General features: G+C 37.3%; 2 protein-coding genes and 3 pseudogenes. All 5 read right to left on the bottom strand.

Going from position 1 to position 17,787, the window contains the following annotated elements:
• Positions 1-5: 5 nt before the first annotated feature.
• Entirely contained in the window at positions 6-5,270 is a 5,265-nt protein-coding gene (locus OGZ34_RS10505) for a non-ribosomal peptide synthetase (protein ID WP_263362982.1), read from the bottom strand.
• The gene (locus tag OGZ34_RS10500; RefSeq protein ID WP_263362981.1) at positions 5,227-6,597 is read right to left on the bottom strand and encodes an amino acid adenylation domain-containing protein; all 1,371 of its coding nucleotides are present in this window, start codon (positions 6,595-6,597) and stop codon (positions 5,227-5,229) included. The genes OGZ34_RS10505 and OGZ34_RS10500 overlap by 44 nt, the downstream gene beginning before the upstream one ends.
• Positions 6,594-11,438 (bottom strand): annotated as a pseudogene (locus OGZ34_RS22475) (amino acid adenylation domain-containing protein); the annotation flags it as partial. The pseudogene OGZ34_RS22475 and the gene OGZ34_RS10500, both read right to left, overlap by 4 nt.
• Positions 11,439-11,546: 108 nt before the next feature.
• A pseudogene (locus tag OGZ34_RS22470) lies at positions 11,547-12,860 on the bottom strand (non-ribosomal peptide synthetase); the annotation flags it as partial.
• 114 nt (positions 12,861-12,974) lie between these two features.
• Positions 12,975-17,777: pseudogene (locus OGZ34_RS22465) on the bottom strand (non-ribosomal peptide synthetase); the annotation flags it as partial.
• Positions 17,778-17,787: the final 10 nt, after the last annotated feature.

The raw sequence follows: 17,787 nt of genomic DNA, 5'->3' as shown, positions 1-17,787 counted from the left end.
TATATCTAAGAAAAAATAAATTCTGAAACAGATAAATTTGACAATAAGGATTCCTCCTTGTAAAGAAGGAAATTCACACCCGAATCCTCTAAAATATAGGATAATCTTTTTGAAGGTAATGAAGGATCTAAAGGAACATAAGTACATCCTGATTTCAGAACCCCTAAGATACTAATGATCATATCGAAACTTCTGTTAAACAAGATTCCTATTCGCGAATCTTCAACCATACCTACAGATTCGAAATAATGAACCAATTGATTCGAACGATCATCGAGTTCCTTATACGTCATAACCTGATCTTCAAAAAACAATGCTATAGCATCAGGAGTCTTCTTCACCTGTTCTTCAAACAAATCAACTATCGTTTTATCCTCAGGATAAATTAATTCAGTATCATTAAAAATATTTAATAACTGCTCCTCCTCCTCTGTACTCAACATCGACAAAGTGCCTACTGGCTGAGTAATATCTCCCAAAATAGAAATCAAAAGCTCTTTGTAATGTAAAAGCATACGATCAATCGTGGACTTATCAAATAAAGCGGTACAATACTCTATAGTCAATATAAGGCCTGAATCTCCTTCAGATGCATTCAATGTTAAATCTGACTTAGAAGTAACAGAGTCAAATTCATAACCTGAAAGAGTAACCCCTTCTAAATCTTTTCCTGATTTCCCTGACTCTTCAGGTGTATTATGCAGTACAAATAAAACTTGAAATAATGGACTCATGCTCATATCACGGGCAGTAATCATTCGATCCACGACCTTTTCAAATGGAGCCAGCTGATGGTCATAGCCCCCAAGTGTAGTTTCTTTTACTCTTTTTAAAAGTTCTCTGAAACTTGGATCACCACTCAGATCACTGCGAAGTGCCAAGATGTTTACAAAAAAGCCTATCATGCCCTCTAACTCTGATTGGGTGCGGTTCGCAATAGAAGTTCCAACACAAATATCATCCTGACCACTATAACGCGACAATAATACCTTAAAGGCTGACAACATCAACATAAATAATGTAACACCTTCTGCCTGACACAAGGCATTTAAAGAATCACTAAGATTCTTATCAAGAGTTAAAGAAACATTCGATCCTGCTGTGCTTTGAATCGATGGACGAACATAATCTGTGGGCAATGATAAAGTACCTACTCCCTCTAACTTCTCTTCCCAATACGATAACTGAGAGTCCAAAACAGCTCCTTCCAAGTGTTTTCGCTGCCAGATCGCATAATCTGAATATTGCAAAGAAAGCTCAGGTAAAACAGCCGCTCTTCCCGATTGAAGCGCGCTGTAAAGCTCCATAAACTCATTTACCAAGATACCCTCTGACCAGTCATCACTGGCAATGTGGTGAAACACACAGGCCAATATATATTTTTGATCTCCTAAATCATACAAACAACCTCGTAACTTATAATCTGCTGACAAATCAAATGGAATTCTGAGATAATCCTGAAGGATATTTTCAAATAATGATCTATCACTTATTTCAACCTGATCAAGGATCCACTCCTTTTCACTTATGACTTCCTGATACCCTATACCATCTTCTGATAACAGAATAGTACGCAAAACCTCATGACGAGATACAATACTTTGAAGCGTTTGTTCTAATATCGATGTATCTAACGCTCCTTCAAGTCGAAGTACAATAGGAATATGATAAGCAACACTGCCTTCTAACTGATCCAAAAACCACAATCGCTCCTGACTGAAAGACAAAGGAATTCGTCCTGAGCGGTCTTCTAAGACAACAGCAGGTAATAATATTCCTTTTGATTGAGATGATACATGCGAACTTAACGTTGCGATCGTCGCGTATTCAAAGACTTCCCTGATAGATATTTCTATGGATAATCCTTTTCGGATCATCGATACCAATCGGGTAGCCAGTAGACTATGACCTCCCAACTCAAAAAAGTTATCATGAACTCCAACCTTCTCTACTCCCAACAAATTCTCCCAAATTTGAGCCAATTGGTGTTCTGTCTCTGTCCGTGGAGCCACATATTCTTTTGTAGACAAATCTGAACTATCAGGATCCGGTAAAGCTTTCCTATCCACCTTTCCATTTGACGTCAACGGCAGCTCTGCCAACTCAACCCAGATCATCGGAACCATATACTCCGGTAAACTTAATTTCAACTGTTCCTGCAAAGCGGCCCTGTCCAGCTTACCTTCAACAACAACATAACCAACCAAACGTTTGGTATCATTTGAATCCTCTTTAGCCAATACACAGCACTGGCTGATTCCACGTACCGATGACAATACATTCTCGATTTCACCAAGCTCTATTCGATAACCACGGATTTTAACCTGATTATCCTTTCTGCCAATAAACTCCAGATTACCATCAGGGAGCCAACGTGCTAAATCTCCAGTCTTATAAATTCTATCGCCTTCTGTAAAAGGACTTGATATAAACTTCTCTCGGGTTAACTCTTCCTGATTCAGATAACCGCGACCTACACCTACCCCACTAACCCATAACTCGCCAGTAACTCCCAGTGAACATAAATTATCAAATGAATCTACAACATACAATTTCATATTCGAAACTGGTTTACCTATAGGCACAACACCTCCCAAAGGTACCTCATGCATAACATGAAGACTAACATCATCTGATGCCTCGGCTGGCCCATAAGCATTTACTACTGCAACAGAAGGAAACATCGAAAACCAGGATTCTAACAATGAAATCGTAGCAGTTTCACCTGTAACCAGAAAATAACGCAGATCCTCCAAGCCTTTCCTGGATCCTGTCTCTAATAAACTCAATATATAAGAAGGAACTAACTGAAGATGGGTAACTCCATAAGAACATAAGGCATTCTGAAAATCATCAGTATTCAGTATCATCGACTCGCTATAGATTGCAATACGTCCTCCGCATAATAAACCGCTCAACAATTGCCATACGGAAATATCAAAGGTGAAAGGTGCCGTAAAGCCTACAACGCTCGTACTGTCCATATCCAAATCATCTATCATAACCAGAAGATGGTTCAGTAACCCCGAATGCTCAATCATTGCTCCTTTAGGAGATCCTGTACTTCCTGAAGTATAAATAACGTAACTTAAAGAATCAGGTAAATAAGTTAATCCTAATGATTCTGATGAACAATTAGAATACACAGCTGAAGTACCATCCAATACGATCATCATAATATCCGATAACATATCTCCCAATGCACCTGAATTCACTCTGTCCGTAAGCATCAAAGAACATCCTGTATCCTGAGCAATATAGCAAATACGAGATGCAGGATAATCCGGTTTAATCGGTACATAAGCACCGCCTGATTTTAAAATACCCAAGATACCTATAAGCATATCCACACTACGATCCAAACAAATACCTACCAAAGTATCACGCTCAACCCCCTGCTCTTTTAAATAATGACCCAATTGATTCGACTTTTCATCTAATTCCTTATAAGTTAACTCTGTTCCCTTATAAACTACTGCGATAGCAGAAGGGGTCTTCTTAACTTGCTCTTCGAACAAATCAACAACAGTCTGATCCAAAGGATAAGCAACTCTCGTATCATTGAATAAATGCAATAACTGGTACTCCTCCTCTTTTGTCAACATCCCAAGATCACTTATAGGCTGCCTAATGTCTCTTACAATACTAAGAAGTAATTCTTTATAATGAAGAAGCATACGATCAATGGTAGATCTCTCAAACAAAGCCGTACAATAACCGATTCCTATCGAAATATCCAAATCAGATTCGGATATACTAAACATCAAATCAAATTGGGAGGTAGCATCTGTATACTGATAACCTGAGATTTCAAGGTCTTGTAGTCTTGGCTTTTCTACTTTGGAGCTTTCGACCTCATTGTGAAAATCAAACATCACCTGAAACAATGGACTCATGCTCATATCACGGGTAGTAACCACACGGTCTACTACTTTCTCAAATGGAGCCAATTGATGATCATAACTACCAAGTGTAGTTTCTTTTACTCTTTTTAAAAGTTCCCTAAAGTCTGGATTACCACTCAGATCACTGCGAAGTGCCAGTGTATTGACAAAAAAGCCTATCATGCCCTCTAACTCTGATTGGGTACGATTCGCAATAGGCGTTCCAACACAAATATCATCCTGACCACTATAACGCGACAATAATACCTTAAAGGCTGACAACATCAACATAAATAATGTAACACCTTCTGCCTGACACAAGGCATTTAAAGAATCACTAAGATTCTTATCAAGAGTTAAAGAAACATTCGATCCTGCTGTGCTTTGAATCGATGGACGAACATAATCTGTGGGCAATGATAAAGTACCTACTCCCTCTAACTTCTCTTCCCAATACGATAACTGAGAGTCCAAAACAGCTCCTTCCAAGTATTTTCGCTGCCAGATCGCATAATCTGAATATTGCAAAGAAAGCTCAGGTAAAACAGCCGCTCTTCCCGATTGAAGTGCGCTGTAAAGCTCCATAAACTCATTTACCAAGATACCACCTGACCAGCCATCACTGGCAATATGATGCAGCACACAAGCCAATATATATTTTTGATCTCCTAAATCATACAAACATGCTCGTAACTTATAATCTGCTGACAAATCAAATGGAGCCATCAGATAATCCTGAAGGATATTTTCAAATAATGATCTATCATCTATTACAACCTGATCAAGGATCCACTCCTTTTCACTTATGACTTCCTGATACCCTATACCATCTTCTGATAACAGAATAGTACGCAAAACCTCATGACGTGATACAATACTTTGAAGCGTTTGTTCTAATATCAATGTATCTAATGCTCCTTCCAGATGAAGAACAGTAGGAATGTGATATTCACTACTACTTCCCTGCAACTGATCCAAAAACCACAATCGTTCCTGGCTGAAAGATAATGGCGTACGATCTTCTTTTTCCTGAACAGCAATAGCCGGCAGTAATACTCCCTCTGATTGAACCGATACATGTGAACTTAACGTTGCGATCGTCGTATATTCAAAGACATCTGCAATTTCAACCTCTATAGACAATTCCTTTCGGATCATCGATACCAATCGGGTAGCCAGTAAACTATGCCCCCCCAACTCAAAAAAGTTATCATGAACTCCAACCTTCTCTACTCCCAACAAATTCTCCCAAATTTGAGCCAATTGGTGTTCTGTATCTGTCACTGGAGCAACATATTCTTTTACATATAATTCTAAACCATCAGGATCCGGCAAAGCTTTCTTATCCAGCTTTCCGTTTGGTAAGTGGCATCTCTTCCAACTCAACCCAGATCATAGGAACCATATACTCAGGCAAACTTAATTTCAACTGTTCCTGCAAAGCGGCCCTGTCCAGCTTGCCTTCAACAACAACATAACCAATCAGACGTTTACTGTTAACTGTATCTTCCTTAGCCAATACACAACAATGAATGATTCCTGACACTGATGAGAGAGCATTCTCTATTTCACCAAGCTCTATTCGATAACCACGAATCTTAACCTGATCATCTTTTCTGCCTATAAATTCTATAGTACCATCAGCAAGCCAACGAGCCAAATCTCCCGTCTTATAAATTATATCCCCCTCTTTAAATGGATTCTCTATAAACTTCTCTCGGGTTAATTCTTCCTGATTCAAATAACCTCGACCTAATCCTGATCCTCCAACACATAATTCTCCAACTACTCCAATGGGTAAAAGCTCCAATTTTGAATCTAAGATATAGGCCTGACTATTTTTAATAGGTTTACCAATAGGAAGGTTCTTATAAGTAACTTCATCAATACTGTAAGTCGTAGAAAAAGTAGTGTTTTCTGTAGGTCCATAACCATTGACAATATGTAGCTCTGGATAATGTTCTTTTAATTTATTGGTATAAGCAAACAAAACCACGTCTCCTCCTACTAATAAATCAGTCAAATTTTCAAAAACACATATATCATCTTCAACTATTTGATGAAACCAAGAAGCCGTCATCCACATAGTGGTAACCCTATGTTTTATAATAAGGTCTCTCAGACTAACGATGTTTAATAATGAGCTAGTATCTGCTAATATTAATTGCCCTCCATTTAATAAAGTACCAAAAAATTCTAAGGTCGTAGCATCAAAAGAAATAGATCCTGTGGACAACCAGACTGTATCTGAATTTAATGAAATATAATCACAGCTTTTACACAAACTAACAATATTATTATGTGTGATCATCACTCCTTTTGGATTACCTGTAGTTCCTGAAGTGTACATAATATAAGCAACGGAAACTGGCTTTATTCTATAGGATAATTTAGATGTTTCTAAAGCTAATGATTCTGCTATATCTAAGAAAAAAATAAATTCTGAAACAGATAAATTTGACAATAAGGATTCCTCCTTGTAAAGAAGGAAATTCACACCCGAATCCTCTAAAATATAGGATAATCTTTTTGAAGGTAATGAAGGATCTAAAGGAACATAAGTACATCCTGATTTCAGAACCCCTAAGATACTAATGATCATATCGAAACTTCTGTTAAACAAGATTCCTATTCGCGAATCTTCAACCATACCTACAGATTCGAAATAATGAACCAATTGATTCGAACGATCATCGAGTTCCTTATACGTCATAACCTGATCTTCAAAAACAATGCTATAGCATCAGGAGTCTTCTTCACCTGTTCTTCAAACAAATCAACTATCGTTTTATCCTCAGGATAAATTAATTCAGTATCATTAAAAATATTTAATAACTGCTCCTCCTCCTCTGTACTCAACATCGACAAAGTGCCTACTGGCTGAGTAATATCTCCCAAAATAGAAATCAAAAGCTCTTTGTAATGTAAAAGCATACGATCAATCGTGGACTTATCAAATAAAGCGGTACAATACTCTATAGTCAATATAAGGCCTGAATCTCCTTCAGATGCATTCAATGTTAAATCTGACTTAGAAGTAACAGAGTCAAATTCATAACCTGAAAGAGTAACCCCTTCTAAATCTTTTCCTGATTTCCCTGACTCTTCAGGTGTATTATGCAGTACAAATAAAACTTGAAATAATGGACTCATGCTCATATCACGGGCAGTAATCATTCGATCCACGACCTTTTCAAATGGAGCCAGCTGATGGTCATAGCCCCCAAGTGTAGTTTCTTTTACTCTTTTTAAAAGTTCTCTGAAACTTGGATCACCACTCAGATCACTGCGAAGTGCCAAGATGTTTACAAAAAAGCCTATCATGCCCTCTAACTCTGATTGGGTGCGGTTCGCAATAGAAGTTCCAACACAAATATCATCCTGACCACTATAACGCGACAATAATACCTTAAAGGCTGACAACATCAACATAAATAATGTAACACCTTCTGCCTGACACAAGGCATTTAAAGAATCACTAAGATTCTTATCAAGAGTTAAAGAAACATTCGATCCTGCTGTGCTTTGAATCGATGGACGAACATAATCTGTGGGCAATGATAAAGTACCTACTCCCTCTAACTTCTCTTCCCAATACGATAACTGAGAGTCCAAAACAGCTCCTTCCAAGTGTTTTCGCTGCCAGATCGCATAATCTGAATATTGCAAAGAAAGCTCAGGTAAAACAGCCGCTCTTCCCGATTGAAGCGCGCTGTAAAGCTCCATAAACTCATTTACCAAGATACCCTCTGACCAGTCATCACTGGCAATGTGGTGAAACACACAGGCCAATATATATTTTTGATCTCCTAAATCATACAAACAACCTCGTAACTTATAATCTGCTGACAAATCAAATGGAATTCTGAGATAATCCTGAAGGATATTTTCAAATAATGATCTATCACTTATTTCAACCTGATCAAGGATCCACTCCTTTTCACTTATGACTTCCTGATACCCTATACCATCTTCTGATAACAGAATAGTACGCAAAACCTCATGACGAGATACAATACTTTGAAGCGTTTGTTCTAATATCGATGTATCTAACGCTCCTTCAAGTCGAAGTACAATAGGAATATGATAAGCAACACTGCCTTCTAACTGATCCAAAAACCACAATCGCTCCTGACTGAAAGACAAAGGAATTCGTCCTGAGCGGTCTTCTAAGACAACAGCAGGTAATAATATTCCTTTTGATTGAGATGATACATGCGAACTTAACGTTGCGATCGTCGCGTATTCAAAGACTTCCCTGATAGATATTTCTATGGATAATCCTTTTCGGATCATCGATACCAATCGGGTAGCCAGTAGACTATGACCTCCCAACTCAAAAAAGTTATCATGAACTCCAACCTTCTCTACTCCCAACAAATTCTCCCAAATTTGAGCCAATTGGTGTTCTGTCTCTGTCCGTGGAGCCACATATTCTTTTGTAGACAAATCTGAACTATCAGGATCCGGTAAAGCTTTCCTATCCACCTTTCCATTTGACGTCAACGGCAGCTCTGCCAACTCAACCCAGATCATCGGAACCATATACTCCGGTAAACTTAATTTCAACTGTTCCTGCAAAGCGGCCCTGTCCAGCTTACCTTCAACAACAACATAACCAACCAAACGTTTGGTATCATTTGAATCCTCTTTAGCCAATACACAGCACTGGCTGATTCCACGTACCGATGACAATACATTCTCGATTTCACCAAGCTCTATTCGATAACCACGGATTTTAACCTGATTATCCTTTCTGCCAATAAACTCCAGATTACCATCAGGGAGCCAACGTGCTAAATCTCCAGTCTTATAAATTCTATCGCCTTCTGTAAAAGGACTTGATATAAACTTCTCTCGGGTTAACTCTTCCTGATTCAGATAACCGCGACCTACACCTACCCCACTAACCCATAACTCGCCAGTAACTCCCAGTGAACATAAATTATCAAATGAATCTACAACATACAATTTCATATTCGAAACTGGTTTACCTATAGGCACAACACCTCCCAAAGGTACCTCATGCATAACATGAAGACTAACATCATCTGATGCCTCGGCTGGCCCATAAGCATTTACTACTGCAACAGAAGGAAACATCGAAAACCAGGATTCTAACAATGAAATCGTAGCAGTTTCACCTGTAACCAGAAAATAACGCAGATCCTCCAAGCCTTTCCTGGATCCTGTCTCTAATAAACTCAATATATAAGAAGGAACTAACTGAAGATGGGTAACTCCATAAGAACATAAGGCATTCTGAAAATCATCAGTATTCAGTATCATCGACTCGCTATAGATTGCAATACGTCCTCCGCATAATAAACCGCTCAACAATTGCCATACGGAAATATCAAAGGTGAAAGGTGCCGTAAAGCCTACAACGCTCGTACTGTCCATATCCAAATCATCTATCATAACCAGAAGATGGTTCAGTAACCCCGAATGCTCAATCATTGCTCCTTTAGGAGATCCTGTACTTCCTGAAGTATAAATAACGTAACTTAAAGAATCAGGTAAATAAGTTAATCCTAATGATTCTGATGAACAATTAGAATACACAGCTGAAGTACCATCCAATACGATCATCATAATATCCGATAACATATCTCCCAATGCACCTGAATTCACTCTGTCCGTAAGCATCAAAGAACATCCTGTATCCTGAGCAATATAGCAAATACGAGATGCAGGATAATCCGGTTTAATCGGTACATAAGCACCGCCTGATTTTAAAATACCCAAGATACCTATAAGCATATCCACACTACGATCCAAACAAATACCTACCAAAGTATCACGCTCAACCCCCTGCTCTTTTAAATAATGACCCAATTGATTCGACTTTTCATCTAATTCCTTATAAGTTAACTCTGTTCCCTTATAAACTACCGCTATAGCAGCAGGGGTCTTCTTAACTTGCTCTTCGAACAAATCAACAACAGTCTGATCCAAAGGATAAGCAACTCTCGTATCATTGAATAAATGCAATAACTGGTACTCCTCCTCTTTTGTCAACATCCCAAGATCACTTATAGGCTGCCTAATGTCTCTTACAATACTAAGAAGTAATTCTTTATAATGAAGAAGCATACGATCAATGGTAGATCTCTCAAACAAAGCCGTACAATAACCGATTCCTATCGAAATATCCAAATCAGATTCGGATATACTAAACATCAAATCAAATTGGGAGGTAGCATCTGTATACTGATAACCTGAGATTTCAAGGTCTTGTAGTCTTGGCTTTTCTTCTTTGGAGCTTTCGACCTCATTGTGAAAATCAAACATCACCTGAAACAATGGACTCATGCTCATATCACGGGTAGTGACCACACGGTCTACTACTTTCTCAAATGGAGCCAATTGATGATCATAACTACCAAGTGTAGTTTCTTTTACTCTTTTTAAAAGTTCCCTAAAGTCTGGATTACCACTCAAATCACTGCGAAGTGCCAGTGTATTGACAAAAAAGCCTATCATGCCCTCTAACTCTGATTGGGTACGATTCGCAATAGGCGTTCCAACACAAATATCATCCTGACCACTATAACGCGACAATAATACCTTAAAGGCTGACAACATCAACATAAATAATGTAACACCTTCTGCCTGACACAAGGCATTTAAAGAATCACTAAGATTCTTATCAAGGGTTAAAGAAACATTCGATCCTGCTGTGCTTTGAATCGATGGACGAGCATAATCTGTGGGCAATGATAAAGTACCTACTCCCTCTAACTTCTCTTCCCAATACGATAACTGAGAGTCCAAAACAGCTCCTTCCAAGTATTTTCGCTGCCAGATCGCATAATCTGAATATTGCAAAGAAAGCTCAGGTAAAACAGCCGCTCTTCCCGATTGAAGCGCGCTGTAAAGCTCCATAAACTCATTTACCAAGATACCACCTGACAATCCATCACTGGCAATATGATGCAGCACACAAGCCAATATATATTTTTGATCTCCTAAATCATACAAACATGCTCGTAACTTATAATCTGCTGACAGATCAAAAGGAGCCATCAGATAATCCTGAAGGATATTTTCAAATAATGATCTATCACTTATTACAACCTGATCAAGGATCCACTCCTTTTCACTTATGACTTCCTGATACCCTATACCATCTTCTGATAACAGAATGGTACGCAAAACCTCATGACGAGATACAATACTTTGAAGCGTTTGTTCTAATATCAATGTATCTAATGCTCCTTCCAGATGAAGAACAGTAGGAATATGATAAGCAACACTGCCTTCTAACTGATCCAAAAACCAAAGTCGCTCCTGACTGAAAGACAAAGGTATCCGTCCTGAGCGGTCTTCTACGACAACAGCAGGTAGTAATATCCCAACTGATTGAGATGATACATGTAAACTTAACGTCGCGATCGTCGTATATTCAAAGACTTCCCTGATAGATATTTCTATGGAAAGCTCTTTACGAATAATCGATACCAATCGGGTAGCCAGTAAACTATGCCCCCCCAACTCAAAAAAGTTATCATGAACTCCAACCTTCTCTATTCCCAACAAATTCTCCCAAATTTGAGCCAATTGGTGTTCTGTATCTGTCCGTGGAGCCACATATTCTTTTGTAGACAAATCTGAACTATCAGGATCCGGTAAAGCTTTCCTATCCACCTTTCCATTTGACGTCAACGGCAGCTCTGCCAACTCAACCCAGATCATCGGAACCATATACTCCGGTAAACTTAATTTCAACTGTTCCTGCAAAGCGGCCCTGTCCAGCTTACCTTCAACAACAACATAACCAACCAAACGTTTGGTATCATTTGAATCCTCTTTAGCCAATACACAGCACTGGCTGATTCCACGTACCGATGACAATACATTCTCGATTTCACCAAGCTCTATTCGATAACCACGGATTTTAACCTGATTATCCTTTCTGCCAATAAACTCCAGATTACCATCAGGGAGCCAACGTGCTAAATCTCCCGTCTTATAAATTCTATCGCCCTCTTTAAATGGATTCTCTATAAACTTCTCTCGGGTTAATTCCTCCTGATTTAAATAACCACGAGCAACCCCTGCTCCACTTATACATAGCTCACCAACTACACCAATAGGTAAAAGTTGCCCCCTTTGGTCTATAATATAAACACTAGTATTATCTATAGGTTTGCCAATAGAAACAATATTCTTTATATCTCCCTGAAAAATTGTCGCACAAATACTAGCTTCGGTAGGACCATAGGCATTGATGTAATTATAATCCTGAGAAAATCTCTTTGCTAATGCCAAAGGTATTGACTCACCTGCAGTAACTAAAGTTTTTATCCCCTTTAAATCTTCAACTGATAATAATTGTAAAAATGCAGGAGGTAAGGTTGCAAAAGTAATTGTATGATTTACTATAAAGTTTCTAAAAAATTCTATATTAGATTTTTCTTCTTCTTTTATAATGCATAATCGAGAACCACTAAAAAGCGAAATACATATCTCCCAAATTGAAGCGTCAAATGAAGGACTAGCAAATTGAAGGGAACTATCAATATTTGTGATACAAAAAGCAGAAATTTGAGATAAGATTGTATTGATTATACTTTTATGTTCAATCATCACTCCTTTAGGTTGCCCTGTACTTCCCGAAGTATAAATAACATAAGCCAGATCATCTGACTTTATAACAATACGCGGTAAAGCAACTGCATAATCGGAAATAGTATCTTTGAATAAACTCAGATATAAATCATCTATAATTATACTACAACCACTGTCTTTCTTTATATATTCTTTTCTTTCCTCAGGGTAATTAAGATCTATAGGAACATACACAGATCCTGTTTTTAGTATAGCTAAAAATGATATTATTAACCAATCACTGCGTTCCAAAACAACCCCAATTAAACACTGCGAATTAATTGAGATAGTAGTTAATAAATAATTTGCAAGCTGATTTGACTTCTCATCTAATTCTTTATAACTTAACTCTGCTCCTTCGTAAACAACAGCTATAGCAGCAGGAGTCTTCTTCACCTGTTCTTCAAACAAATCAACCAATGTCTTATCTTTTGGATAAGCAACTGTCGTATCATTAAATGAATACAATAACTGGTGGAACTCCTTTTCCTGCAAAATTAAGCCCACACTTACATGGCTATCAAGCTTATCAGTAAAGCAATTTAAAATACTATCCAGATATGTATGAAAACGTTCTAAAGATAGTTCTGACTTGAAGTTCTTATGCAAAGCATATTGAAACTCAACTCCCATTCCTCCAGTTAAATTTACTGTCAAATTTAAACTCGAGCTGGTTCGCTCAAAAGAAGTCGTTTTTAATCCCTTGTTACTTTCTACATCATCATTGGAGACTGGAATATTTGTCGAAGTATCTTCCAAAATGATATCATTATAAACATGGAAATCAATATAGTTGAATAAGACATCAAAAAAGGAATCATCTCTATCTATCCCGATAAGACGTTTAATCTCAAAAAAAGTCAAATGACCATAGAGATTTATTTCGTTCATCTTTTTTTCGATGCTTTCAAAATACGACAACCAGCTTTTTTCCGATTCAAAAACATATCGTACTGGTAAAGTATTTAAAAAACACCCCAAAACTTTATCTCCATCTTTAATCGAGGGACGATTATTTGCCACCAGTCCAACTGTAAGCTCTTTTTCATAGGTAAACATCTGCAAAGCATAAATATAAGCTCCGAACAATACGCTTTTGAGTGTTAAATTATGATCTTTACATTGTTTCTTTAGAGCATTCAAAAAAGAAAGATCATATTGTTTTGTATAATACTCTGTTATTTCTGTTTCCTCCGAAAAAATATCCAAATACTTATATCCTGACAACTCTTCTTTCCAGAAGGAAATTGCATCAACATCTTGTTTAGCGATCAATTCCTTGATGATAAAATCACGTTGGCTGCAAGCCAGTGAAGTAGTAAAAAAAGAATCGTTCCCTTTTTTTAATTCAAAGTAAGTCTTGTAAAGTTCGGTAATAAATGAGGCAACACTCCAGCCATCCATAATAGAATGATGAAACTGGTAAACAAATACCTTATGACTATTATCTATATTAAAAATACTAAAACGATATAAGGAGCCTTCCTGAATATCAAAAGGAATAGCTCGCTCTGATATCAAAAATTCTTCAATTTTCCTTTCCTGATTCTCTTTATCAAATAGACTTAAGTCTATTTGTTTTATATCAAAGTAAACTCTCTTAGATACAATCTGAATGGGTTGATCATAATCTGAAAAATTAAAACTTGTACGAAATATTGAATGTTTCTCAATTAATAATGAAATCGCTTTATTAAACTTAGCAAGATCGAAAGAGCCATCCTGAAAAGGAAACAACATCTGATCATGAAAAACTCCTAAACTTGGATCCACCAAGGATTCCATAATCATCCCTTGCTGAACATCAGTCATAGGATAAATATCTTCTACCAAATCTGAATTCGCGATAGAATTCATAACTGATAATCGCAACGATATTATTTCAGACTCAACTGTTTTGTAAAGTTGTTCTATCTTATTATCATATTGATCACTATTTAATACTAAAGCTGAAAACCGCTCTATATTGCTATATCTAAAAAGATCTCGTAATTGAATTCGTTGATTGAAAGTTTCATTTATTTTTGAGATCAATCTAATAGAAATAATAGAATCACCTCCCAGCTCAAAGAAATTATCATAAATACCTACTTTCTCTACTCCAAGCAAATTCTGCCAAATCTCTGTCAGTTGCTTTTCAGTATCAGTGCGCGGACCAACATATTCTTTTGTAGACAAATCTGAACTATCAGGATCTGGTAAAGCTTTTCTGTCCAGCTTTCCATTTGAGGTTAACGGTATCTCTTCCAGTTCAACCCAAATCATAGGGACCATATACTCAGGCAAACTTAATTTTAACTGTTGCTGCAAATCACCCTTATCCAGCTTGCCCTCCGAAATCACATAACCAACAAGACGTTTGTTACCCCCTGCATCTGCTTTGGCCAATACGCAACACTGGCTGATTCCGGGTATCGATGATAGTACATTCTCAATCTCTCCCAATTCTATTCGGTAACCACGAATTTTAACCTGGTTATCTTTCCTGCCAATATACTCTATATTTCCATCAGCAAGCCAACGCCCTAAATCCCCTGATCGGTATAATCGGTCTGTTGCTACAAAAGGATTTTCTACAAACTTTTCTCTGGTTAATTCTTCCCTGTTTAGATAACCTCTGGCTACTCCAGCTCCACCTACACATAGTTCTCCGATAACTCCCACCGGTACCAAATTTAAATTGTCATCTAAAATATAACAGCCTAAAGTAGGAATAGCGGAACCTATCATACTAACAGGATTTAACATGTCTTCTGCATTAAGCTCTTTATAAGTAACATGCACCGTGGTCTCCGTTATTCCATACATGTTAATCATTTTACAATCAACATAAGACGCTTTCCAGTCTTGTAAATAAATAGGATTCAAGGCTTCTCCTCCAAATATTACATAACGAAGCGAATGATTAAAACCTCCCGTGAGAAATTCCTGTTGAAGTGCATAAAACGATCCGGGGGTTTGATTTAAAACCGTTACCCCTTCACTTATCAATAATTCCTTAAACGAAATAGCATCTTTTGTTACTGCTTTTGGTACAACTACCAATCGACCTCCGTGAAGCAGGGCACCATACATCTCCCATACCGAGAAATCAAAACAAAATGAATGAAACAATGTCCACACATCATTAGTCCCAAAATCAAATAAATAAGATTCATTCTTAAACAAACGAACAACATTACTATGGCTTATCAAGACACCTTTGGGATTACCCGTACTTCCTGAGGTATAAATTACATAAGCCAGATGACTTGGTGATAATGCAACGTTTAATGCTGTTGTAGGATTAACAGAGATCTTCGCCCAATCTTTATCCAATAGTAAAACATCAATATCCTTATAATCTGCCAGAATCTTATGGTTATCTTCCATACTTAATACCAGTTTAATACCGGCATCAACAAGCATATAACCAATACGATCCGACGGGTAATCAGGATCAACAGGCACATAAGCACCCCCTGATTTTAAAATACCCAAGATACCTATAAGCATCTCCAGACTACGCTCCAGACAAATACCTACCAAAGTATCCGGCTCAACTCCCTGTTCTATTAAATAATACCCCAGTTGATTCGACTTCTCGTTTAACTCCCTATAACTTAATGTTTCTCCTTCATAAACCACAGCTATAGCATCAGGAGTCTTCTTCACCTGTTCTTCGAACAAATCAACTATAGTTTTATCTTTTGGATAAGCAACTGTTGTATCATTGAATAAATGCAATAGTTGGTATTCTTCCTCTTTTGTCAACATTGACAAACTGCCTACTGGCTGGTCGATATCAATTACAATACTAAGTAGTAATTCTTTATAGTGCAAAAGCATACGATCAATGGTAGCCCTATCAAACAAAGCGGTACAATACACTATACCTACTATAATACCGTCATTATTTTCAGAAACAGTCAATGTTAGGTCAACTTTCGAATTAAAAGTATCAAACTCATAACCTGAAAGTGTAACTCCTTCCAAACCTTTTCCTGTTTTACCCGAATTTTCTAACGCATTCTGCAGTACGAACATCACTTGAAACAATGGACTCATGCTCATATCACGGGTAGTGACCACACGGTCTACTACTTTCTCAAATGGAGCCAATTGATGATCATAACTACCAAGTGTAGTTTCTTTTACTCTTTTTAAAAGTTCCCTAAAGTCTGGATTACCACTCAGATCACTGCGAAGTGCCAGTGTATTGACAAAAAAGCCTATCATGCCCTCTAACTCTGATTGGGTACGATTCGCAATAGGAGTTCCAACACAAATATCATCCTGACCACTATAACGCGACAATAATACCTTAAAGGCTGACAACATCAACATAAATAATGTAACACCTTCTGCCTGACACAAGGCATTTAAAGAATCACTAAGATTCTTATCAAGGGTTAAAGAAACATTCGATCCTGCTGTGCTTTGAATCGATGGACGAGCATAATCTGTGGGCAATGATAAAGTACCTACTCCCTCTAACTTCTCTTCCCAATACGATAACTGAGAGTCCAAAACAGCTCCTTCTAAATATTTTCGCTGCCAGATCGCATAATCTGAATATTGCAAAGAAAGCTCAGGTAAAACAGCCGCTCTTCCCGATTGAAGCGCGCTGTAAAGCTCCATAAACTCATTTACCAAGATACCCTCTGACCAGCCATCACTGGCAATATGATGCAGCACACAAGCCAATATATATTTTTGATCTCCTAAATCATACAAACAAGCTCGTAACTTATAATCTGCTGACAAATCAAAAGGTAATTTTATAAACTTAGAAATAATTTTTCCCAAATTAGAATTATCAATTAATAATTCCTGTCCTAAAACCCAATTTTCAGCTGAAATTAATTCTTGATATCCCACTCCATTTTCAGAACGAATATTGGTGCGTAATACTTCATGTCTATCAATCATTTTATTAAAAGAAGTCTGTAAAGAGGCAAAACATACTTCTCCACTTAATTTCAAAATAACAGGCATATGGTACTCTACACTTCCTTGTAATTGGTCCAAAAACCACAAACGCTCCTGTCCAAATGACAATGGAATTTCTATAATAGAATTTCGATCATAACTGGTAACCTTTGGTAAAATATTTATTTGTTTTTTAACTTGACGTTTCTCAATATATTTAATTATTAGTTCCTTATTTTCTTTTATTTTTTGCAATAAATTAGAATCTATAGGATTAACGGACTTTATTGTCAAAGAATCCTCATCAATACCAATTTTAACTTTTTTATTATGAGCTTCTTTTAGAATATTTAAAATTTCTACGTTCATGGTTAAAAAT

This window comes from Flavobacterium collinsii (assembly GCF_946903285.1).
Classification (GTDB): domain Bacteria; phylum Bacteroidota; class Bacteroidia; order Flavobacteriales; family Flavobacteriaceae; genus Flavobacterium; species Flavobacterium collinsii.
This window is presented reverse-complemented; position numbering and strand designations above follow the sequence as displayed.

Bases quoted from the DNA above. Each gene is read 5' to 3' on its own strand.
- OGZ34_RS10500 (WP_263362981.1), bottom strand. From the start codon at position 6,597: ATGACGTATAAGGAACTCGATGATCGTTCGAATCAATTGGTTCATTAT.